This window comes from Vibrio sp. B1-2 (assembly GCF_963888445.1).
GTDB lineage: Bacteria > Pseudomonadota > Gammaproteobacteria > Enterobacterales > Vibrionaceae > Vibrio > Vibrio anguillarum.
The window spans coordinates 116,150-137,543 of record NZ_CAWPJH010000043.1 but is presented as its reverse complement, the minus strand read 5'-3'; the positions used below and the strand labels follow the sequence as shown (position 1 = coordinate 137,543).

Annotated in this window: 21 protein-coding genes and 1 tRNA gene; 7 read left to right on the top strand and 15 right to left on the bottom strand. The window is 44.6% G+C overall.

Going from position 1 to position 21,394, the window contains the following annotated elements; genetic code table 11:
* Nucleotides 1-97: 97 nt before the first annotated feature.
* From ispF to folB, 6 genes are all read right to left on the bottom strand, one after another.
* On the bottom strand, nt 98-583 hold the full coding sequence (ispF, locus tag AACQ75_RS16395) for a 2-C-methyl-D-erythritol 2,4-cyclodiphosphate synthase (protein ID WP_170889078.1): 486 nt from the start codon (nt 581-583) through the stop codon (nt 98-100).
* Complete coding sequence (gene ispD, locus AACQ75_RS16390; protein WP_170889077.1) at nt 576-1,307, bottom strand: 2-C-methyl-D-erythritol 4-phosphate cytidylyltransferase; 732 nt, start codon at nt 1,305-1,307, stop codon at nt 576-578. The genes ispF and ispD overlap by 8 nt, the downstream gene beginning before the upstream one ends.
* Nucleotides 1,308-1,589 (bottom strand): cell division protein FtsB, encoded by a 282-nt coding sequence (gene ftsB, locus AACQ75_RS16385; RefSeq protein ID WP_026027578.1) that lies wholly within the window; start codon nt 1,587-1,589, stop codon nt 1,308-1,310.
* A 129-nt stretch (nt 1,590-1,718) separates the two neighbouring features.
* Nucleotides 1,719-2,522 carry an undecaprenyl-diphosphate phosphatase gene (locus AACQ75_RS16380; protein ID WP_013857720.1) on the bottom strand — a complete coding sequence of 268 codons (804 nt, stop codon included), beginning with the start codon at nt 2,520-2,522 and terminating at the stop codon, nt 1,719-1,721.
* Between the two features lie 12 nt (nt 2,523-2,534).
* The gene (gene folK / locus AACQ75_RS16375) at nt 2,535-3,026 is read right to left on the bottom strand and encodes a 2-amino-4-hydroxy-6-hydroxymethyldihydropteridine diphosphokinase (protein WP_017047527.1); all 492 of its coding nucleotides are present in this window, start codon (nt 3,024-3,026) and stop codon (nt 2,535-2,537) included.
* Nucleotides 3,023-3,376 carry a bifunctional dihydroneopterin aldolase/7,8-dihydroneopterin epimerase gene (gene folB / locus AACQ75_RS16370; RefSeq protein ID WP_017047526.1) on the bottom strand — a complete coding sequence of 118 codons (354 nt, stop codon included), beginning with the start codon at nt 3,374-3,376 and terminating at the stop codon, nt 3,023-3,025. Before folB ends, folK begins: the two co-directional genes overlap by 4 nt.
* A 187-nt stretch (nt 3,377-3,563) precedes the next feature.
* Here folB and plsY point away from each other — a divergent pair, with 187 nt between their 5' ends.
* Nucleotides 3,564-4,166, top strand: coding sequence for a glycerol-3-phosphate 1-O-acyltransferase PlsY (gene plsY / locus AACQ75_RS16365; protein ID WP_017047525.1), 603 nt, complete (start codon nt 3,564-3,566; stop codon nt 4,164-4,166).
* 111 nt (nt 4,167-4,277) lie between these two features.
* On the opposite strand, the gene AACQ75_RS16360 is transcribed toward plsY, so the two are convergent.
* Nucleotides 4,278-5,126 (bottom strand): alpha/beta fold hydrolase, encoded by an 849-nt coding sequence (locus AACQ75_RS16360; RefSeq protein WP_170889076.1) that lies wholly within the window; start codon nt 5,124-5,126, stop codon nt 4,278-4,280.
* Between the two features lie 135 nt (nt 5,127-5,261).
* The gene (gene tsaD, locus AACQ75_RS16355; protein ID WP_017046706.1) at nt 5,262-6,278 is read right to left on the bottom strand and encodes a tRNA (adenosine(37)-N6)-threonylcarbamoyltransferase complex transferase subunit TsaD; all 1,017 of its coding nucleotides are present in this window, start codon (nt 6,276-6,278) and stop codon (nt 5,262-5,264) included.
* A 240-nt stretch (nt 6,279-6,518) separates the two neighbouring features.
* Here tsaD and rpsU point away from each other — a divergent pair, with 240 nt between their 5' ends.
* The 5 genes from rpsU to AACQ75_RS16330 all read left to right on the top strand — a co-directional run bounded on the left by rpsU (nt 6,519) and on the right by AACQ75_RS16330 (nt 11,222).
* Nucleotides 6,519-6,734, top strand: a complete 216-nt coding sequence (rpsU, locus tag AACQ75_RS16350) for a 30S ribosomal protein S21 (RefSeq protein WP_004396009.1) — start codon at nt 6,519-6,521, stop codon at nt 6,732-6,734.
* A gap of 29 nt (nt 6,735-6,763) precedes the next feature.
* A complete protein-coding gene (locus tag AACQ75_RS16345; protein WP_010318215.1) occupies nt 6,764-7,207 on the top strand; it encodes a GatB/YqeY domain-containing protein in 444 nt (147 codons plus the stop codon).
* A 95-nt stretch (nt 7,208-7,302) separates the two neighbouring features.
* Complete coding sequence (gene dnaG / locus AACQ75_RS16340) at nt 7,303-9,048, top strand: DNA primase (protein WP_170889075.1); 1,746 nt, start codon at nt 7,303-7,305, stop codon at nt 9,046-9,048.
* A 98-nt stretch (nt 9,049-9,146) separates the two neighbouring features.
* On the top strand, nt 9,147-11,003 hold the full coding sequence (rpoD, locus tag AACQ75_RS16335) for an RNA polymerase sigma factor RpoD (protein WP_013857727.1): 1,857 nt from the start codon (nt 9,147-9,149) through the stop codon (nt 11,001-11,003).
* A 143-nt stretch (nt 11,004-11,146) separates the two neighbouring features.
* Nucleotides 11,147-11,222, top strand: a tRNA-Ile gene (locus AACQ75_RS16330).
* A gap of 263 nt (nt 11,223-11,485) precedes the next feature.
* Here the strand turns inward: AACQ75_RS16330 and AACQ75_RS16325 are convergent.
* The 7 genes from AACQ75_RS16325 to AACQ75_RS16295 all read right to left on the bottom strand — a co-directional run bounded on the left by AACQ75_RS16325 (nt 11,486) and on the right by AACQ75_RS16295 (nt 20,354).
* Nucleotides 11,486-11,782, bottom strand: a complete 297-nt coding sequence (locus AACQ75_RS16325; protein WP_170889074.1) for a Dabb family protein — start codon at nt 11,780-11,782, stop codon at nt 11,486-11,488.
* A gap of 145 nt (nt 11,783-11,927) precedes the next feature.
* Nucleotides 11,928-12,212 (bottom strand): type VI secretion system PAAR protein, encoded by a 285-nt coding sequence (locus AACQ75_RS16320; protein WP_017043423.1) that lies wholly within the window; start codon nt 12,210-12,212, stop codon nt 11,928-11,930.
* A 111-nt stretch (nt 12,213-12,323) separates the two neighbouring features.
* Nucleotides 12,324-13,385, bottom strand: a complete 1,062-nt coding sequence (locus AACQ75_RS16315; protein WP_170889073.1) for a sel1 repeat family protein — start codon at nt 13,383-13,385, stop codon at nt 12,324-12,326.
* The gene (locus tag AACQ75_RS16310; RefSeq protein WP_170889072.1) at nt 13,369-17,070 is read right to left on the bottom strand and encodes a LysM peptidoglycan-binding domain-containing protein; all 3,702 of its coding nucleotides are present in this window, start codon (nt 17,068-17,070) and stop codon (nt 13,369-13,371) included. The genes AACQ75_RS16315 and AACQ75_RS16310 overlap by 17 nt, the downstream gene beginning before the upstream one ends.
* A gap of 2 nt (nt 17,071-17,072) precedes the next feature.
* Nucleotides 17,073-17,600, bottom strand: coding sequence for a DUF4123 domain-containing protein (locus tag AACQ75_RS16305; RefSeq protein ID WP_170889071.1), 528 nt, complete (start codon nt 17,598-17,600; stop codon nt 17,073-17,075).
* Nucleotides 17,597-19,696 carry a type VI secretion system Vgr family protein gene (locus AACQ75_RS16300; RefSeq protein ID WP_170889070.1) on the bottom strand — a complete coding sequence of 700 codons (2,100 nt, stop codon included), beginning with the start codon at nt 19,694-19,696 and terminating at the stop codon, nt 17,597-17,599. The genes AACQ75_RS16305 and AACQ75_RS16300 overlap by 4 nt, the downstream gene beginning before the upstream one ends.
* A 139-nt stretch (nt 19,697-19,835) precedes the next feature.
* Nucleotides 19,836-20,354, bottom strand: coding sequence for an Hcp family type VI secretion system effector (locus AACQ75_RS16295; protein WP_013857791.1), 519 nt, complete (start codon nt 20,352-20,354; stop codon nt 19,836-19,838).
* A gap of 303 nt (nt 20,355-20,657) precedes the next feature.
* Between AACQ75_RS16295 and arfB the strand changes: the two genes are divergently transcribed.
* Complete coding sequence (arfB, locus tag AACQ75_RS16290; RefSeq protein ID WP_017043428.1) at nt 20,658-21,071, top strand: alternative ribosome rescue aminoacyl-tRNA hydrolase ArfB; 414 nt, start codon at nt 20,658-20,660, stop codon at nt 21,069-21,071.
* Nucleotides 21,072-21,394 lie beyond the last annotated feature (323 nt).

The following is a 21,394-nucleotide window of genomic DNA, read 5'->3' as shown; positions in this document are numbered from 1 at the left end:
GTGTTTTCACATAGAAGGATAGGCAAGGGAATTGCCATTACCTCTTCAATTTGGGTCGTTTTATTAAGGCGATATTATGCTTTGATCAACCGTGCATTTAATCTGTAGTACATTTGATCAATAAGACAACCGCTTCGCAAGCAATACCTTCTTTGCGCCCAGTGAAACCAAGGTGCTCGGTTGTGGTTGCTTTGACGTTAATATTATCTAGCGTCGTTTCAAGATCTTGCGCAATGGCAGCGCACATCGCTTCAATATACGGCGCCATCTTCGGCGCTTGCGCGATAATGGTGACGTCGGCATTTCCTAAACGGTAGCCTTGCGCTTTCACACGGCGATAGACATCTTTCAATAATTCACGGCTATCTGCCCCTTTCCATTTATCATCAGTATCGGGGAAATGGCGGCCAATATCACCTGCGGCAATCGCGCCAAGCAGCGCATCACTTAAAGCATGCAAGGCGACATCACCATCGGAATGAGCAATTAAGCCTTGCTCATAAGGAACGGCAATTCCCCCAATGATGACTGGGCCTTCACCGCCAAATTTATGAACATCAAAACCGTGGCCAATTCTAATCATGGTTATTTCCTATTGCGGCTAGTGAGGAAGTACGACCTAAATAAAACTCAGCTAAAGCGAGATCTTCGGGTTGCGTAATTTTGAGATTATCCGCTCGCCCAGCGACCAACGCTGGATGTAACCCTTGCCACTCCATTGCGGATGCTTCATCGGTGATGATGACTTGCTGATCTAACGCGTCCGACAAAGCCTCAAAAAGCGGCTTGGCTCTAAACATCTGGGGGGTGAATGCATGCCATAATGCGACGCGATCAACGGTATGATCAATGTTGTTTTCGCCATCAGCACGCTTCATTGTGTCTCGAACGGGTGCAGCTAAAATCGCACCTACTGGATGCTCTTTAGCTGTCGTAATCAATCGGTCAATATCTGCAAAAGTAAGACAAGGCCGCGCTGCATCATGCACGAGAACCCATTCACCTAGGGAATTAGCTAAAACATATTGCAGCGCAGAGAGCACCGAGTCGGCTCGCTCTTGACCACCGCTGACGCGAATAACATTGGGATTAGTGGCTAATGGCAGAGCAAAATAGTAAGGATCATCGTCACTGACGGCGACAACAACGCGATCAATATTAGGGTGCGCGAGCAGCGTCGCTATTGTGTGTTCGAGAACGGTTTTGTTGTGTATGGTTAAATACTGTTTCGGACGATCCGCTTGCATTCGGCTGCCAACACCAGCAGCCGGTACAATCGCGGTAAGAGAAAGCGTACTGTGCGGCATTTATTGACTATCCTCACCGACCAATCGATAGAAAGTTTCACCTTCTTTTATCATTCCTAATTCATGACGCGCTCGCTCTTCAATCGCGTCCAATCCTTGTCGTAAATCATCAATTTCGACGAACATTTCCGAATTTCGTAGCGTTAGGTTTTCGTTTACTTGTTGCTGCACGTCAATTTCATCGACAATGGTTCGATAATCAGCAATGCCATTTTTACCGAGCCACAAATCGTACTGTAATAAACCGAATAATAACGCCAATGTCACCGCAAAAAGTCGCATCACATCTATAACCATTCAAAACGTTCACTATGAAAGAGAACGTAAACGATAAACAAAGCGTGCTGTTTAAAAAAAGTGACGCTCTAACACAGCACGAAAATGATGGCTATTTATACCACAAGCCTTTATTTAACTCATCATTAGGAACGCAAATAAGCCGCCACCCAGAATTAAACGGTAAATGACAAACGGAGTCATGCCCATTTTAGAAATCAGTTTTAAGAAGAAATGGATACAAATATAAGCACTGATAAAGGAGGTCAGGATACCCGTCGTTAAGAAACCAAAATGCACAGGTTCGCCACTGGTCACCAGCTTTAACCCTAAATAGCCACCCGCCAAAACAATGATAGGAATCGACATCAAGAAAGAAAAACGCGCGGCCGCTTCACGAGTAAAACCAAGATACAACGCCGCAGTGATGGTCGCTCCTGAGCGAGAGGTACCGGGGATAACCGCAACCGCTTGTGCCAAACCAATCATCAGCGATTTTTTCCAATCGGCTTGGTATTCATCATCCGCTAATGGAGCGTTTTTATCGACATACCACAGTAATAGACCAAAAATAATAGTGGTGGTTGCTATCACCCAAGCACTGCGTAGGTAGAGTTCAACAATATCTTTCATAAAAAAGCCGAAAATACAGGCAGGAATGGTTGCTAGTACGATCATCCATGCCAGTTTCGATTCTTTACTGCGCTCGCCTTTAAAAATCGAGGCAAAAAAAGCGCGCAGTAAAGTCACGACTTCTTTCCTAAAATAGATAACCACGGCAGCTAATGTGCCGACATGCACCGCCACATCAAAGGCAAGACCTTGATCTTCCCAGCCTAAAATGGCTGAAGGCAAAATTAAATGGGCGGAGCTGGAGATAGGTAAAAATTCGGTTAAGCCTTGAATCAAAGCCAAAAAAAACGCTTCTAAATAACTCATTACTGACTCTTATTAATTAATGTCGAACCAAAGTTTGACAGGGGTGAGCGATTCTAAGTTGATCGCCTGTTGCCATATTTGACGCACACTACGACCATCATTGGGAACGATCCGTTCCGGTGACAAATCGTAAAGTGGTTGTATGACAAATGGATATTTAAAGATATCACTGCGTGGCAGTTCAGGATCTTGCGCTGAAATTTCTTCACCAAACAAGATGATATCGAGATCTAAGGTGCGATCTTGAAATTTTTTCGCCTGCGGGTCGCGCCCCCATCGAGATTCAATCGCTCGAAGTTGCGCCACGAAATCACTCAACGAAAGCCTTGTTTCCAGCGCAACGACTAAATTATAAAAAGCCGCACTATTGAAACCAACCGATGCACATTCGTAAATGGTCGAGATCTGTAGATGATTTCCGATGGTCGACAATTCCTCGATGGCTGCTTCGATATGTTTGCGTCTTTCAATATTAGAACCGACGCCAACATAGACCGTCGTCATGCATGGCCTCGTTCAATGATAACGCCAACACTGGATGCCTGTGCTACCGCGCCGGGCTTTGCTAAGCGAATTTTAACCCAAGGAACGGAAAAACGCTGCATCAGAAGCTCTGCTACTTCTTCTGCAACACGCTCTACCAATAAAAAGCGACCATTTTCAATATGTGCGATCACCGCTTGACTCACTTGTGCGTAGTCTAATGCATCGCTCACATCATCACTTTTACCTGCGGGTTGATTGTCGTGCGCCATTTCGATGTCGAGCACCAACTTCTGCTTAATCTCTTGTTCCCAATCATACACGCCAATGGTCGTAATTACCGTCAGCTGTTCAATAAAGACTTTGTCCATTTTTGCGTCTCTTCCTCTAGAGGTCGGATACCCTAATTACGTAAAAAATCGTACTATTTTGCCTAATCGCGATATCATATACCCAAACTGAGTCGAGATGCGAAATCCAAAACATTTTTTTGCTTTTCATCATGGTTAACAATGGCTTGTGAACTTGCTTTAGGGCATTTCCACTGCAGAGGTACTTATGACACCACTCGCACTGATAATGATCATTTCTGCCTATTTACTGGGTTCGATCTCAAGTGCGGTGTTGATCTGCCGTTTATTACGCCTGCCCGATCCTCGCAATATGGGCTCAAATAACCCCGGTGCAACTAACGTATTACGCATTGGTGGAAAAAAAGCCGCCATCGCGGTACTGCTGTGTGACATGCTCAAAGGTACTATTCCCGTATGGGGCAGCTACTATTTGGGGATTGACCCCATTCTATTGGGCCTAGTCGCCATCGCCGCTTGCCTTGGCCATATGTATCCTATTTTCTTTCATTTTAAAGGCGGAAAAGGTGTTGCAACAGCACTGGGAGCCATCGCACCGATCGGTTTAGATCTCACCGCACTTATCATATTGACTTGGGTCAGCGTTGCATTTTTATTTCGCTATTCATCCTTAGCGGCTTTGGTTACCGTGCTGCTCGCTCCGTTCTACACTTGGTTGATCAAACCGCAATATACCTTACCGGTAGCAATGCTGTGCTGCCTTATCGTGTTTCGTCATCACCAAAATATTAAACGGTTATTGGCTGGCACAGAGCCGAAAGTGGGTGAGAAAAAAACGCTTGGTTCTTGAGCTAGCTTGGATGATGGATAAACCCGCTTGCAAATAACGTCAATGACGAATAAGTAAAAGGCCTCTTACGAAGCCTTTTTTGATTAAGCATGACCCGGTAATTAGGGAAGACTAGCTAAGCGCTTTTTTCAAGAAACGGGTCAACATGGCGGTAACGTATTCAGGTTGTTCTAAGTTACTGATATGTCCAGCATTAGCAATAACCTCTAACTCACTGCCGTGAATGGCATCATTCATTAAGTAAGCCTCAAGAGGCGGACGAGGCATATCTTCAGCGCCAGCTGCAATCAACACTGGCAACCTCAATTGTTCCACCTCTTCAATCATGTCACGACGACCGAAGATCATTTTCCCCAACCGAGCCACTTCCACCGCTTGTTGACCAGTAAGCGCCGATAAATGTTGCTTGAATCCAGCCACTAATGTCGGAGATTGCTGCTCGCCATCTTTTGCAAAAAACATCGGTACAACTGCATCAACAATCGGTAATGGCACTTGCTGCATCGCCGCAATCGCATCGAGCATGGCAAAATATTTTGCATGGCTGACTTCAGGCTCTAGACCAACAAAGGTATCCATCATCACTAATGATTTCACGCGCGCAGGCGCAAGAACGGCTAACTCAGCCCCCCACATTCCACCTACAGAAAGACCAATGATAGAAAACTGCTCAATCGATAAGTGGTCCATCAAAGCCAAAATATGCTGAGCATAATCTTTCAGTGTGTTCATGGATGACGGTGCGAAATCTGACTGACCATGCGCCCATAAATCAGGCACGATACAGCGGTAGTGTTGACTCAACGCTTCCACCTGAGGTGCCCACATTGCGCTATCCCACAGATAGCTGTGACCGAAAACAAGCACTTCACCTTGCCCTTGATCCAAATAACGCATCTGGCAATCATCAATAACAAATGTCTTCATTGTGAATCCAATATTAGTAAAGTAGGTTGGCATTGTAGCATTGATATGAGCGATAACAGCTCAGAGCAGAATGTAAGCAATGGCTAATTAAAATCAATACAGAACGCCACAGAAACGGAAGTACCAAAGAACAAAACGGCCTCTAAAAAGAGACCGTTGTGACACCCGCTAAATAATGGGTTTAAGTTGATCAATCGGCCAGCGAGGTGTTGCCTGCACAGCTAAATCGACTGTTTCACCATTTTTTAAACGCTGCATACCCGCATAAGCAATCATTGCACCGTTGTCGGTACAAAACTCAGTACGTGGGTAATACACTTCGCCACCAATTTTTTTCGCCAGTGCGCCAAGCTCTGCGCGTAACTGTTTATTGGCACTCACGCCACCGGCAATAACAATACGTTTCATGCCAGTTTGCTCAAGGGCGCGTTTGCACTTAATCACTAAAGTGCCACACACCGCCTCTTGAAAGGCATACGCAATATCCGCTCGGGTCTGATCATCATTCTCATTAGCTGCAATCGTATTGGCTGTAAATGTTTTTAAACCAGAGAAACTCATGTCTAACCCTGGTCGATCCGTCATCGGACGCGGAAACTTAAAACGCCCTGGCGTTCCTTTTTCAGCCAAACGAGCCAACAATGGCCCCCCAGGATAATCAAGCCCCATCAGCTTCGCGGTTTTATCAAACGCCTCACCGGCCGCGTCATCAATAGACTCTCCGAGGATCTTATATTCACCAATCCCTTTCACCTCTACCATCATGGAATGACCACCGGAAACCAGTACGGCCACAAACGGAAACGGAGGCGGATTATCTTCAAGCATCGGAGCTAAAAGGTGCCCTTCCATATGGTGAACAGGCACCGCAGGCACATTCCACGCATAAGCCAAACTACGGCCAATCGTCGCGCCAACAAGCAGCGCACCCACTAAACCAGGACCTGCGGTGTAAGCCACGCCATCAATATCCGCAGGCGTCAAATTCGCTTCAGCCATCGCTGCTTTTATCAGTGGAATGGTCTTTTTAACATGGTCTCTAGAAGCAAGCTCCGGCACCACACCGCCGTAATCGGCGTGCAGTTTTACTTGGCTGTACAATTGATGAGAAAGTAAGCCTTTCTCTTCGTCATAAATGGCGATGCCAGTCTCGTCACACGAGGTTTCAATACCAATAATGCGCATAATTTTCTCAGCACGCTTTCATCAACAATTGGAAATGGCCGCCATGTTACCCCGCCTTGGCTCCGTAAACAAATTTTGTACAGACTATAATCGACAAAGTGCTTTACAAAGCTATTGCGATCGGATTAAAATTCCGCACCATTTTTGATCAAGCTGATAACCGAGCAAACAGACAAGAAATCTTGTGGTTTAAGCCTCAAAATATCAGCGTTAACGAATAACCCCTGAGGTGAAAGGCATATGCCAATAGTTAAAGTACGTGAAAACGAACCGTTCGATGTTGCATTACGTCGTTTCAAGCGCTCTTGCGAAAAAGCAGGTATCCTTTCTGAAGTGCGTCGTCGTGAGCACTATGAAAAACCAACTACCGTTCGCAAACGCGCTAAAGCAGCAGCTCAAAAGCGTCACGCTAAGAAGCTAGCTCGCGAAAACGCACGTCGCGTTCGCCTGTACTAATAACCTTTTTCCATTAAGGAACGAGAGTTATGGCTCTAATTGATATCCTCAAAGAAGAGCAAAAATTAGCGATGAAAGCCAAGGATAAAGTACGCCTTGGCACTATTCGTTTAGCCTTATCCGCGATCAAACAACGAGAAGTCGACGAGCAGATCACTCTGAACGACGACGATATTCTTGCTGTGATGGTAAAAATGGTTAAACAGCGTCGCGACTCTGTCGCTCAATATGAAGCTGCCAATCGTCAAGATCTCGCAGATGCAGAGCAAGCAGAAATCACTATCCTTGAGGCATTTATGCCTCAGCCGTTGAGCGATGATGAAGTGAGCGCATTAATTGATGATGCGATCACCCAGTCCGCTGCTGCTGGCATGCAAGACATGGGGAAAGTGATGGCTGTCTTGAAACCGCAAATTCAAGGGCGTGCAGATATGGGTAAAGTCAGCGGATTAGTTCGAACTAAACTCGCTTAAATGCCCGCATCAAATTGCATCAAGCCGTGCTATCCTCTGGAGCGCACGGCTTGTTTGTATCTAATCATTCGTTTTAATCTTTTCTTTTAGGTTTTATGGCAGGACACATCCCTCGCAGTTTTATTGATGATCTCCTTGCTCGACTTGATATTGTCGACATCATAGACGCACGTGTGAAACTTAAGAAAAAAGGTAAGAACTACGGTGCTTGCTGCCCATTCCATAATGAAAAAACGCCCTCATTTAGTGTAAGCCAAGAAAAACAGTTCTATCACTGCTTTGGTTGTGGCGTGCATGGCAACGCCATCGACTTCATGATGGAATATGAACGCCTTGAATTCGTCGAGGCCATCGAAGAATTGGCTTCTTTTGTGGGGCTAGAAGTTCCCCGAGAGCAACGCTCTAGTGGCCATTTCTCATCAGCCCCTAAAGCAGCCAATAGTGAAGAAAAACGCACCCTTTATGACTTAATGGGCAGCATTGCGCAGTTTTACCGCAACCAACTCAAAGTTCCGGGTAATCGTCATGCCATCGAGTATCTGAAAGATCGCGGTCTTTCTGGCGAAATCGTGCAGAAATTTGGTATTGGCTATATCGCTGACGAATGGGATTTAGTGCGCAAAAACTTCGGTCAGCAACAAGAAAGCCAAGAGATGCTCGTCACTGGCGGTATGTTGATCGAAAATGACAAAGGCAACCGCTACGATCGTTTTCGTGGACGTATTATGTTTCCCATTCGCGACCGCCGCGGACGAGTGATCGGCTTTGGTGGACGCGTTACGGGTGATGGAACGCCAAAATACCTGAACTCCCCAGAAACCCCCATTTTCCATAAAGGTAAAGAGCTGTATGGCCTATACGATGTCATGCAAGCCTATCGTGAACCCCCGCAAATATTAGTTGTTGAAGGTTATATGGATGTGGTGGCTCTGGCGCAATATGGAGTGGACTACTCGGTTGCTTCGCTAGGAACCTCAACTACTGGCGATCACCTGCAACTGCTTTTTCGCCAAACCAATACGGTGGTCTGTTGCTATGATGGTGACCGAGCAGGACGAGAAGCGGCGTGGCGCGCACTGGAAAATGCGTTGAGTTATCTCAAAAGTGGCAATATTCTTAAATTTCTGTTTTTACCTGATGGTGAAGACCCAGATAGCTACATCAGAACCCATGGAAAAGCGGCCTTTGAACAGTTAGTGCAAGATGCTGAACCCTTATCCAAATACCTATTTACCAACCTACTGTCACAAGTTGATGTCGGTAATAACGAAGGGAAAGCAGCGCTTGAGGCGCTGGCATTACCACTGATTAATAAAGTGCCAGACACATCTCTACAAGCGCAATTGCTCAAAATATTAGGGCAAAAAACTGGGATTTATAAAAAGCCATCACTGCCAGAATCAGACAAACACCGCTCACAGCCACACAAAGAGCTCAAACGCACACCGATGCGTGAAGTGATCGCTTTGCTTATTCAAAATCCAAGCTATGCTGAAATGGTGCCTGATATTTCCAGCGTTCAATCCTTGCCCATACCCGGTTTAAGTTTATTAATTGAGGTACTTGAGAATTGTCAAGCGTACCCCAATATTACTACAGGCCAATTGCTTGAACACTGGCGCGGTAATAAAAACGAGACCCTTCTGTCTCGCCTCGCAAGTTGGGAAATTCCACTTGTTGAAGACAATCAAGAAGAACTATTTTTAGATTCATTGGACAAAATATTGGCTCAATGCATCGAAAAGCAAATTGAAAACCTGCAGGCAAAAGAAAGAAGCGTCGGTTTATCAGCCGAAGAGAGACGGGAGCTTCAAGACTTAATGAAAGACTTGAAAGCGTAACCCAGTTTAAATAGTCAGCAATGAATAAATTTGTTAGTATATGTGGTTTGCATTTCGCATACTAATTCCTTCACCAGATATGAAGTTGGATACCGTCTATGGATCAAAATCCGCAGTCACAGCTAAAACTACTTGTCATTAAAGGCAAAGAGCAAGGCTATCTGACCTACGCCGAAGTAAATGACCACCTACCAGCAGAAATCGTAGATTCCGAGCAGGTAGAAGATATCATTCAGATGATCAATGACATGGGCATTAAGGTGGTAGAAACTGCCCCTGATGCCGATGATCTTGCTCTAAATGATGACAACGCAATCACCGATGAGGATGCTGCTGAAGCTGCAGCCGCTGCATTATCCAGTGTAGAAAGCGAAATTGGTCGTACTACCGACCCTGTGCGCATGTATATGCGCGAAATGGGTACCGTAGAACTGCTGACTCGCGAAGGTGAAATTGATATCGCCAAGCGTATTGAAGATGGTATTAACCAAGTTCAACGCGCAGTGGCTGAATATCCAGGCACCATTCCATACATCTTAGAGCAATTTGACAAAGTTCTTGCTGAAGAACTTCGTTTAACAGACCTGATCTCAGGTTTTGTTGATCCTGACTCAGATGCAACGAACGCCCCAACAGCGACCCATATCGGTTCAGAGCTTGCTAGCGCTGACCTTGCTGATGAAGACGACCTCGATGATGACGACGATGACGACAGCGAAGATACTGACTCTGAAGAAGATGCAGGAATCGACCCTGAGCTTGCGCTAGAAAAATTCACCGAACTACGCAACAAGTATCAAAATCTTCAACTCGCGAAAAATGAGCATGGCTATGACAGCAATAAAGCCGCCCAAGCTACCGAGTTGATGCTGGATATTTTCCGTGAATTCCGACTCACGCCAAAGCAATTTGACTACCTAGTCAACAAGCTTCGCACCTCTATGGATCGTGTTCGTACTCAAGAACGTCTGATCATGAGAGCTGCGGTCGAATACGGTAAAATGCCTAAGAAATCATTCATTGCCTTATTCACTGGCAATGAATCAAGCGATGCATGGTTAGATGAAGTACTTGCTTCAGAAAAACCTTATGCAGAAAAAATCAGACAGCAAGAAGAAGATATTCGTCGTTCAATTCATAAATTGAAAATGATCGAAGAAGAAACGTCTTTGAATGTGCAAAACATTAAAGACATCAGCCGTCGCATGTCTATCGGTGAAGCGAAAGCTCGTCGAGCGAAAAAAGAGATGGTTGAAGCAAACTTGCGTCTGGTTATTTCTATCGCGAAGAAATACACCAACCGTGGCCTGCAGTTCTTGGATCTTATCCAAGAAGGTAATATCGGCCTGATGAAAGCGGTAGATAAGTTTGAATACCGCCGTGGTTATAAGTTCTCAACTTACGCCACTTGGTGGATTCGCCAAGCTATCACACGTTCAATTGCAGACCAAGCACGTACTATTCGTATTCCAGTGCACATGATCGAAACGATCAATAAACTGAATCGAATCTCACGTCAGATGCTGCAAGAGATGGGCCGTGAGCCTCTGCCAGAAGAATTGGCAGAACGCATGCAAATGCCAGAAGATAAAATTCGTAAAGTACTGAAAATTGCTAAAGAGCCAATCTCTATGGAGACACCTATCGGTGACGACGAAGATTCGCATCTTGGTGACTTTATCGAGGATACAACCCTTGAACTACCACTTGATTCTGCTACGGCCACCAGCCTAAGAGCAGCGACTCGTGACGTTCTTGCTGGCCTAACCCCTCGTGAAGCGAAAGTACTGCGTATGCGTTTCGGTATTGATATGAATACAGACCATACGCTAGAAGAAGTTGGTAAGCAGTTTGACGTAACGCGTGAGCGTATCCGCCAAATTGAAGCGAAAGCACTGCGTAAACTGCGTCACCCAAGCCGCTCTGAAACATTGCGCAGCTTCCTAGACGAGTAATCGCAACCTATCCAATCTAAAAGGTGAGCACAAGCTCACCTTTTTTGTATCTCATGGTTTAAGTGGATAAAAACTAAGCGCATTTACCCTATTTTGCGGGTAGACACTCATAACTGCATCCCCTATAATCACACACCTAATTTGGCCCCTTAGCTCAGTGGTTAGAGCAGTCGACTCATAATCGATTGGTCCCCAGTTCAAGTCTGGGAGGGGCCACCACTTTCTCTCCGATAACATCCGTCAAAACCTACAAAGCCAATTAAATCAATACGTACCAAATTATTCAGCATTCATAGTCTCTTGTGACATCAATGATTTAATGTACCATCGAATGTACTAACGGCTAAATATCGACTGTTCTGGTGGTACATCATGGCGAAAAGAATAGCCCCTTAGCTAACACTCAAGCCAAACAAGCTAAAGAATCTAGAGTCCATCCTATCCAACATGGGGTGAGCGCCTATAGGATTATTGGCTTGTGACTAAATCGAATAATCGAAAACGATGATCTCTTCGAGCAAAGGACGAAAGACATCCTTTAGCACGTTATGCTCTGGATGAGGTAGGTAATTTTGGCGTGCTTGCTCATCGGTAAATGTCATTAAAACGCTGTGAGTATAACCTTGGTTTTTACCTTCAGGGCTGTCGTTCACGCCCCACTCAACGGCAGCGACCCCCTCGATTTTCTCTGGCATGGCTTCAAACAGCGACTTGAGCTGTTGAATGTCGGCAGGCTGAGCTTGTGGTTTGAATTTGATTAATAAGATATGGCGGATCATTGCTCGCTCCGTTTCTGTCTGTAGAATTTCTTTTTCATAAAGAGGGATAACGCTGGCTCACTGGTGCTAAAGCTGCTGTGCTTAAAACAACAAAGCGGCACTCAAGGTTTGAAGCGCCGCTTTATTGATTAAATGGGTTACAACCTTAACCGATATTGACCGATGAGCCACCAATAATTACGCCACCGCAGTCAACGGCATCGCCGACTCGCGCGGCGGGCTTGCCATCAATCATAACGCTACCCGAGCCCCCTTTAATTGCACGTGGGTGGCTTGGGTTGTTCGGCTTATCATGAGGCTCTAGCGGGTCGCCCTGCCTTGCCACTGCTTTGCCATCAATTTTTACCGTCGGTGACCCAGCGGTGATCGGCGTAGGAGGAAAACCATCATGATCGGATCCGATATCTCCTACTAATGCACCATTTGCCATTGATTTGCTCCTTATCAGATTCGTTGATTAAGCTTGTTGCGATGTTGTTTTACTTTAAGGGTTTAGGTAGTTTATGCCGTATTATATCGGCTAAAGTATTCACCTTAGCAACTAATCCACCCAGTCATCACGGCTAGTGAAACCATCGATATATACCATTGGCGTTATATCATTCATGAATAACTTAACTTTTTCATTTATCTTTGCTCTTTCTTCTTCATTCAAAGTATGAACATCAAAAGCATACTTTCCTGATAAACCTTTATAGAGAGCATTATAGAAATATTCATCTTCACTGCCTCTATTAGAACGATGATATTTATATTGCACTGTGCTTGTAGAACCCAGTTTTAAAGCTATATTTATTAATCTCTCACTCTCTTCCTGTGCTGTATTCTCTAACAAGAAGGATAATTTATTTATGGCAGGTATATAATTGTTATTGGCGGCAATCGTTAATAAATCGATAGCTAATTGGTACTGCTCTACGGTTTTGGATTCAGACTTATTTTTACTCGGCGAATAAATTAAAATGGTATTGACATAATCCATCAAGGGTTGGTAATAATGTGCTTGAGAAAAGCGAATCACCTCTTGAATATACTGAACTCGATTATCTTTCGATTGCTCTAACTCTTGCTGTTTTAGTAAAAAATATTGAGCACGCAGATCGCCTTGCGCAGCGAGAGGTTTAAAAAGCTCGATGGATTTATTGAAATGTTCTAGTGTACAATTTTTTTCGCCAAAATAGCTAACACAACCACTACTGATTAAACCTGGAGAAAGCATGATGTAGGCATAAGGATTATCATCCTCCATTGCTGTTTGATAAAGAGACAATGCTTTAGGTCTATTATTGATACTGGAGCGATATATAAGTTTTGCGTACCAAACCATTGCATCACTATCATTTTCGTCAATCAGAGCTTGTAATTTATTCGAGGCTAAATCATGTCTTCCATGTTGAATATTAAACAATATATCATACATCTTATCTCCCGGCTTTACGGTGCTCGAAATATAAGGATCATCCGATTTCTGATTAATATTCTCGGTAATAAATGGCTGAAATAGGGCAATATCATCTTGTGGATTAGGCTTGCAAGCAACGAGCCCAACCATAACGCTCAGCAGCAAGACAAGACGGACAAGTCGATTAGGATAAAGCTTCATGAACACTCCAATTGATAATAGTTTCGTTCTTTTTCACTAGCTCACAGTGTGACTCTGTTTCTAGCCATATTTGCACTTTTTGACCAACCACTGGATTTTGTACCAGACTAATCGGATAAGCAAAATACTGGGTTGGCTTTTTAATTCCCACTAACAGACCGCTTTGGTATGATTCATCATAACGAGTTAGCACCATATTTTGGCAAAGTGTTTCACTCGCTCTATCAAAATCATTAGAAATTTTCTTACGCTCGCTGAAATCAGAAGCTTGCACAAACCTAGCCAAATTAAGCCACTGCGCTTGATAGGTTTGCCACTCCACCAGATGGTCTTTTTTGCCTGCGGGAAGTTTCCCCATCGCAATTAAAGTTTCTTTCCACTGTCTCTGGTTCGCTTCTTCACCAACACTCTTATCTGCCGCTAGCCATTGCATAATTTGTACAATGGCTTGTACTTGACTTTCGTTATCCTTATCTGCCGTTGCGATCACAACACCATTACTATCTCGTCTTGAGCTTATTTGCTTTTGAATCAAGCTAGTGAATAAATTACTTAACGTTTCAGGAGGTAAAGCCATAACCCAACGCTGTGTAACGGCTTGTTTTTGAGAGTCCAAAATACTGTTGGCTAGTAGTGGAGCATATTCTTTACTCAGCACCTGTTGCTTATAATCAGCCAATACAGTCACCGGCATTAGTAGCACCTGCGCTAAATTCAAACCTAAGCCTACCGTTAGTGTCATAAGGTCATTGAGTTCGTTAAAACTATCGTTGACTCCATTGGCATCCGCTTCTCCAAAAATCGCTAGGCGGCGGAAATGGCTCTGTTTTAACACGCCAAGTAAGCAGCCAATAAACTCATCGACTGCGTTGGCATCCAGATTAATCGCCACTTTACCACTGCAACCGGGCCCAACTACCAGCCCCGCTGAAGCCACTAAGATGATAACTCCACCTTGAATCAGCAAACGAAACTCAGCGTGATAACCCGCACCAAATGAACCAGACAGTTTACCATCAATCGATCCTAATTTTTTCGGTGCCTTGGGCGCATTGCTCTGCGTAACAAATTTTACCGCAGGTGGGGCCCAGTAAACCGTTGCACCTAAAGTGCCCCCTGCTTCTACTCCAGCAAACGCATCAACAGAAACAGCGGCCTCCCCTGCATAACCAGCAGCTCCCGCACTTGCTAGGCTCGATCCGGGCAGAGCATAACCATTATAGATATTGGGATCAAACAGCCCTACCGTGCTACCTTTAATGCCAAAACCTTCACTCACATCACTCGGGCCGATTGCCAACTTAGCACTCAATTGGCATGAAGCGGCCGCCAGACCATAAACTGAACCGGCAATACAAACCCGCAGATCACCGGCTTCATATTTGTTTTCCTTATTGTTTTTATCGATATAAATTAAGTTAACCCCATGCCCTTTCACTTTTTCGACCTGCTCTTCCTTCATCATTTTATTTTCTGGTACAAGCGGGAGCCAAAATGAAAAACTGAGCTGACCTTGCAAGGCGGTGAATTGAGCCGAGATTGCCCCTGAGCCGCCGATATCACGCCGTTTTTTGATTAAATTTTGGTAGTTGCTTAGAGGGGTATTAAGTTCTTTCTCTGCCTTGGTTGATAAACGCAGCAACTGCGCTCCTGCGTCGACAGAATAGGCAGACGTTTCACCATTCGGACCAATACCGCCTTGGTAATGATAGCTATCTTGCCAAAAAGCGGTATCAAACTCAGCACTGGCTTTCAATGGCATTAAATCTATTGTACTTTCAGGCTTGGTGAGCGCGTTGAGTGCGTCCTCTACAGACCCTGCTTCTACAATGTTTTTTCCATTCGATTGTGGCGAATTGAAGGTAATTTTTTCAGTAATGACTCGAACGTGCCCCGCCGCTAAGGCAGACAGTGGATCTTCATTAGTTTCTGGTATTAACCAGTGTGGGCCTCGGATGTAAAATACTTTACCATCTGAGAGCAAACAGCACTCCACCGCTTGAATGTCGTTGGTTCCGGCTTTATTGATAAAACCTGACTTATGCTTTTCCTTGGGTTTAAATGTAGTTTCATCCCATAACAAGGTAAGAGCCGGCGGCATCTGGCTCGCGTTGCCCAAAGTAAATTCTAATCTATCAGCACCTTGCGCTGCCTTTTTTTGAGCCAGAGATTTTAGGTAATTTAACCGAGCTAAAGCGATTTTTTTAACCCAAAGTAATTGCCTAAAAAGTTCATCAATAGGTGTTGAACTGCTAGTGCCAAGGAGTTGTGACAGTGCTTTTTTGTGCTTAATAACCGTGGCGTCAACGACCGCGATCAGTGCTTTTGCCGTGAAGTAAGACCACGCCGCAGGTTCTTTAATAATGCTATTGAGATTGGCGTCTAATCGATGACCTGCGGTTTCCTTATATAACGCCTCGATCAATTGACTGTCATTGATGATGTCTAAGGCATCCCCCGATTCTCGCCATTTCTTCACTTTTTTTAATGCTTCGGGACCACAAGCTACGCCTGACTCACCTTCTAATTGGTCTAAGGTTAGACATTGCTCTTTAACGACTAAGCCATAATGGTTGATGTTTTTTAAGTTTATCGCACACACAAACAGCTTTTGTTTATCAAGAAATGCTTGCTGCTCTTTACTATCGAGCGTAGACATGCGAGAGCCTTGCTCTAGAGCTTGCTGCAACTGTGTTGGCCACTGCTTTAAATAAGCACGAGACTGTTGATAACTGCTGCGAAGCAATTCTTGATCTGATTTATCACGGTTTAGGTGCACTTGCTGTATCCAAGATGCCAAGTTCTTTTGGTGGCTACTGGTAAAATATTCGAGTTTTTTATCATAAATAAACTTGCTGCCATCATCTGCAACATGATTTTTTGCCGCTTTTTCAGCGGCTTTTTCTAGGCTTTCGACTTCTTTTTCAATTTTTTTAATCACCAGTGTCCGTAACTGTTGATTAATATTTTTTTCGAACAAAGGACCTTCTGGTGATGGCCGATATAAAGAGCCGAATTTTCCGTAGTATAAATGGGTGTTTTTTGCTTGCTCTCGATTAGATAACTTCTCACGAGTTTCTTCCAGCGACACGCCAATCAGCCTAGCCACTGTGATCAGATAATCATTCGGATTGGTCCCATCAACTCTGAATGCTTCATTTTTAATCACCAGCTTGGCAAGCAGCAGTGCCTGATATTTTTCAGCATCGTCTGACGTCATAAACTGTTCGTGAACTTTGGCGGCAAACTTTGAGATCAACCCCAACTTATTGAGGTTCTTCATCGTAGCTTCTGAATCATTCTCAACAATGGCTTGCGCCATGTGCGCCCTCTCTTCCTCAACTTTTTCTTTTGCTTGCTTCGTCAGCGCATACCAAGCTTTTTTACCCGTTTTAGGATGAGCAGGAACATACAAAATATCCTCGTATTCCTTGGGCGATTGACATGTATCATTTCCACCGTTCACAACCGTTGGCGGCTCAACCAATTCAATACGCGAACCGTCAAATTCAATGGGCTTGGTTAGATCTGGCGGCAGTTTTAAAACGTTACCTTCATAAATCAGATTGGGATCTTTAATTTGCTCGCTGTTAAGTTTGATTAACTCATCGATAGAAATATTGAAACGCTGAGCAAGTAAGCTTAAGCAATCATTTTTTAAAATCGTATAGGCATTATTGGACATGTTTATACCCACTGCTTAAAGATAGGAGAGGTCAGAGTAAAAGGTTGGCTTTGCTCTGGCTGAATAGGTGAATGATGAAGCGTTTGCCGTTGACGTGCATGATTAACCCAATGAATAGCTTGAGCTGAACCTAAAAGGGTCGCAATATCGATGTCATTAAGTTGCGATGCAGCCTGATTCCAAAAGACATTGGTATAAAAACGCAAAAAGCAGGCTTTATTGTCGATCTTAACTTGGAGTAATGACTGTAAATGCTCACTAAATGCAGAGCCATCTTGACTCGCATCAAGCTCAAAAATAACCGAGCTTGAATCAAAATAAGGCAGCGTTAACCATTTATCTAATGCTGTCTTATCGCTACCCAAATTAACAACTAATGGGCTTTGGTCATTCAAGTAATCAAAATCTGAACCAGCAAATAATACAATCGCCTGCTGAACGGCCATATTCCGAGTAAGAACATCAATCGCATCAGGAATACGAATGGTATCAACCACTAACCAATAATTAACAACCTTGAGTTGATTCATGAGGCACCTCGTTCGCACGGACAATCTTCTCGAGGACATGACCCATCACTTTGTTTTTGACACATTTTTGCCATGGGCACATTCGCAATAGACAATGTGGACATGGTTGCTGCTGATAGTTGTAATGGCAATGGGTTTGGTGCTGGCGGTGCTGCAATCATTTGATTCGGCAACGCCGCTACAACACCGCCATACCCCGAGCCGCTGCCTGCGCTGCCGCCAGAGTTGAGGTTGATCGCAGGCCCGACTAGGTGCACGCCGCCGCCATCCACTTTGATAAAACTGCCCGCAGCTTTAATGGTGATCTCATTACCCGCATCTAACACCAACTTATTGCCTGCTTTAAGGTGCACTTCATTACCTGAGTCAAAAACCGTTTTTTCACCGATTTTTTGGTGCAGTGAACCACCCACATCAAGGCTACGATCTAACGCTATTTTCTGACGGCTTTCGCCCTCAACCGTTAGGTGTTGGTTATTTTTAATGTGGCTGAACTGGTCGTTATCCACTGTCAGGTGTTTATCGTGTTTGATGTGGGTGGTGGCATCATTAAGCACTAGTGCTTCATAGTCTTTTTGCGCATGCAGGTAGATTTTCTCTTGCCCTGCTTGATCTTCAAAACTCAGTTCATTAAAGCCTTCACCTTGGTGGGTTTCACTACGCAGTACGGTTTTGGTTTTGTTATCTGGAAGTGTGTAGGGCGCTTTATTGGTGGCGTGATAAGCGCGTCCCGTAACGATGGGTTGATCCGGATCGCCATTTAAAAAATCGACAATCACTTCATGGCCAATTCTTGGGATAGCCATCATGCCATATTGGCTGCCAGCCCAACCTTGCGACACCCTCACCCAACATGAACTGTGTTCATCGCCGTTAGAATATCTGTCCCATGGGAAATGCAGTTTAACGCGGCCATACTCGTCGCAGAAGATCTCTTCGCCATCGGGGCCAACCACATGGGCGATGCATGGGCCATCCACTTGCGGCTTCGTGTGCGGTGTTGCACGCCACGTTACATCGGCCGGGATCAAGGTAAATTGGTTACTGTAGGTTGTTGCACCGCTACCGCCAGACTCTTCTAATGCTTGCGGCTGCCGGCCTTGATGGTTTACTTGCACCACAACCCAATCTCGGTTCACGCTGTCGTCTAAATGTTCGGCCAAATCAAACAGGGTTCCGGCTTGCAAACGCGCTTCATTGCTTTGGCCTTGTGCGGTACGCGCCTGCCTTCTTAAGTACTCTAAACGAATTTGGTTAAACGCTTTACCGCTCTCATCGTCTTTAAATCGACCCGGGAAATCAAAATGTTCATAGTGGGTCTGCTGGTAATCCATCGCGGTGCCGAGTGCACTTTGCTTAAAACCGTAAGTCGGTTTTTTAAAGCTGTAATCCGCCAATTGGCTTTCCGCCACTTGCGATTGCGTATGACTGATTAAGTTGGAAATGTAAGGCGTGTCAGCGATACCACCGGACAGCACATTGTAAGGGATCGGTGTATCGAGCTTCGTTAAGCTTTGGCTATCATCACTGAAAAAGAGTGTGTGTTTACCTTCTTCATGCAGGAGGTGATAGACCAAGCCCTCTTCGGCGGCTAAGCGGTGTAAAAAGTGGATATCGGTTTCACGGTACTGTACGCAGAATTCGCGCTGAAGACATTCTCGTTTAAGTGCGAAGGCATAGTCGTCAATGCCCATCTCTTGCAGCACAATGGAAAGAATTTCAGGTACGGTTTTAAGCTGGAAGATGCGGCTATTTTGGCGCAGCGACAAGCGCTCTAATGCAGGTACTAAAGTGAGTGAGTAAAAGGTGTGATGATGACCAATATCGCCTTTACTAAACTGGCGTACGATGCCATGCACGCGCTGCACCACCCCGCCATTACGAAAAACCGTTAGCTGAGCCGTTTTGTCGACGACATCGATTGCACTCAAAGTTGATTGACGGCTTGCTAGCTCAATGTGGTAACGAAACCCATAACAAGGCTCGCCATTGGCCAGCGCACTCTCCGATAAGGATTCTTGTCCTTGGTATTCTCGCACCACAAATGCATCGTCGGCGAGCCCGTCAACCTTTAACGTAAAATTCAGCGTGGACATATTCCATCCTCTTTACATTAGAAACAGCAAAGCCTTAAGCAAGTCACACTCATTGAATGTACTTTGCTTAAGGCTAAAAAAGGTGGCTGGCCGGATTGGCTTTGCTTACGCAACATCAGCCAGCCACCCAAATCAAAGCTTACGCTTCTACTGGTTTGCGCCAGTCATCTGAACCTGAAGTACCCGCGTTCACGTGATCCCACAGGATTTTACGGTAAGACATAGAAACCGTAACGTTTTGCGTGAAGTCGCCGTTCGCAGGATCTTGGCAGTGTGGCATTTCGCAATGAATGTCCACGATAGACGCGCTTTCAAGTTTAGTGGTGAAGAAGTTCTCTTGTTTACCTTCGATAGACGTGCGGTACCATTTTAACTCAACCGATTTCATCTTCTCGCCAGACGCCAACGCGTTATAAAGAAGAGGAACCGCTTTATTTAGCGCAACGGTGAATTTGAATGGTTTGTGAACACGTTGACCAGAAGGCTGACCTGATTGTGGGTCAGTCGGTACTGTCACAACGTGGTCAAACATTTGAACCAACATTTGATCTTCATGACCTTCAACAAAAGCATCGCCGATAGAGTCAGTAGAAAGAGCGCCTGCAGTGATGAGACCCTGAGTTTCGCCTTCGATAGAGATATAACATGGAGTTGGCATGACTTAATCCTTATTCAGTAAGAAAAAGCGATGGAAATTGCATCGCGTTATGTAATGTTTCTTAAAGCAAAGGGGATGCCAAAACAAAAATAGTTAAATTTCAATCAATTAGATTATAAGCTTTCATTTTCGAGCAAGAACTTGCTCGTCCGGGTAGAAACTTGCTCGTATCAAGCAAGTTTTCGCTGCGATTTCGCAATACGTCACTCTGTATTGCTTTTCCCAATCTAGCCACAATCTGCGGTAGATAACCTTAGCCACCTCAACTAGAATGCGGATTGAACACATTTTTACTTTGGTTGTATGCTCAAATTATCCAACACTATTGAACTGGCAGACTGGGAAATCGAACTTACTGCGATTCGTGCAGCCGGAAATGGCGGGCAAAACGTCAATAAAGTCTCCAGTGCGATCCACTTACGTTTTGACATCAGACGCTCAACGTTACCGGATATCTACAAACAAAAATTACTCGAAAGACCAGATTCCAGAATGACCAAAGAGGGCGTTATTGTCCTCAAAGCGCAATCTCACCGCACCCAAGAGCTGAATAAAGAAGATGCACTCAAACGTCTCAAAGAGATTATTCTTTCTGCGATGGTGATAGAAAAACCGCGCCGGGCAACCAAACCGACAAAAAGTTCTCAACGCCGGCGAGTTGACGAGAAAAAACGGATAGCGGCCAATAAATCATTGCGCGGTAAAGTCTCTTTTTAAATGAATGGATTGGCAGCAAGGCAAAACAAAGAAGAAAAGAAATAAGCAGGCAACCTCGCGCTAAAAACAGCAACGGGAGCACGAAGCTCCCGTCTATTCCAGATCAGCAAAACAAAGGTTCAATTGACATTTTTATATTTTTTACAGCCATTACAAGCTAACACCAAAAATGTCGCATCAACACAAATTTGCTTCATTTTGTGAGCAATAAATTATTTAGTTTTACTAAAAAATCATTGTTGCATCCAAGATTCTAATTTATCTCCAGTTTGAGACGGATTTCATTAAACTGTAAAAAAAGAGCCATCAATTACTCACTTAAT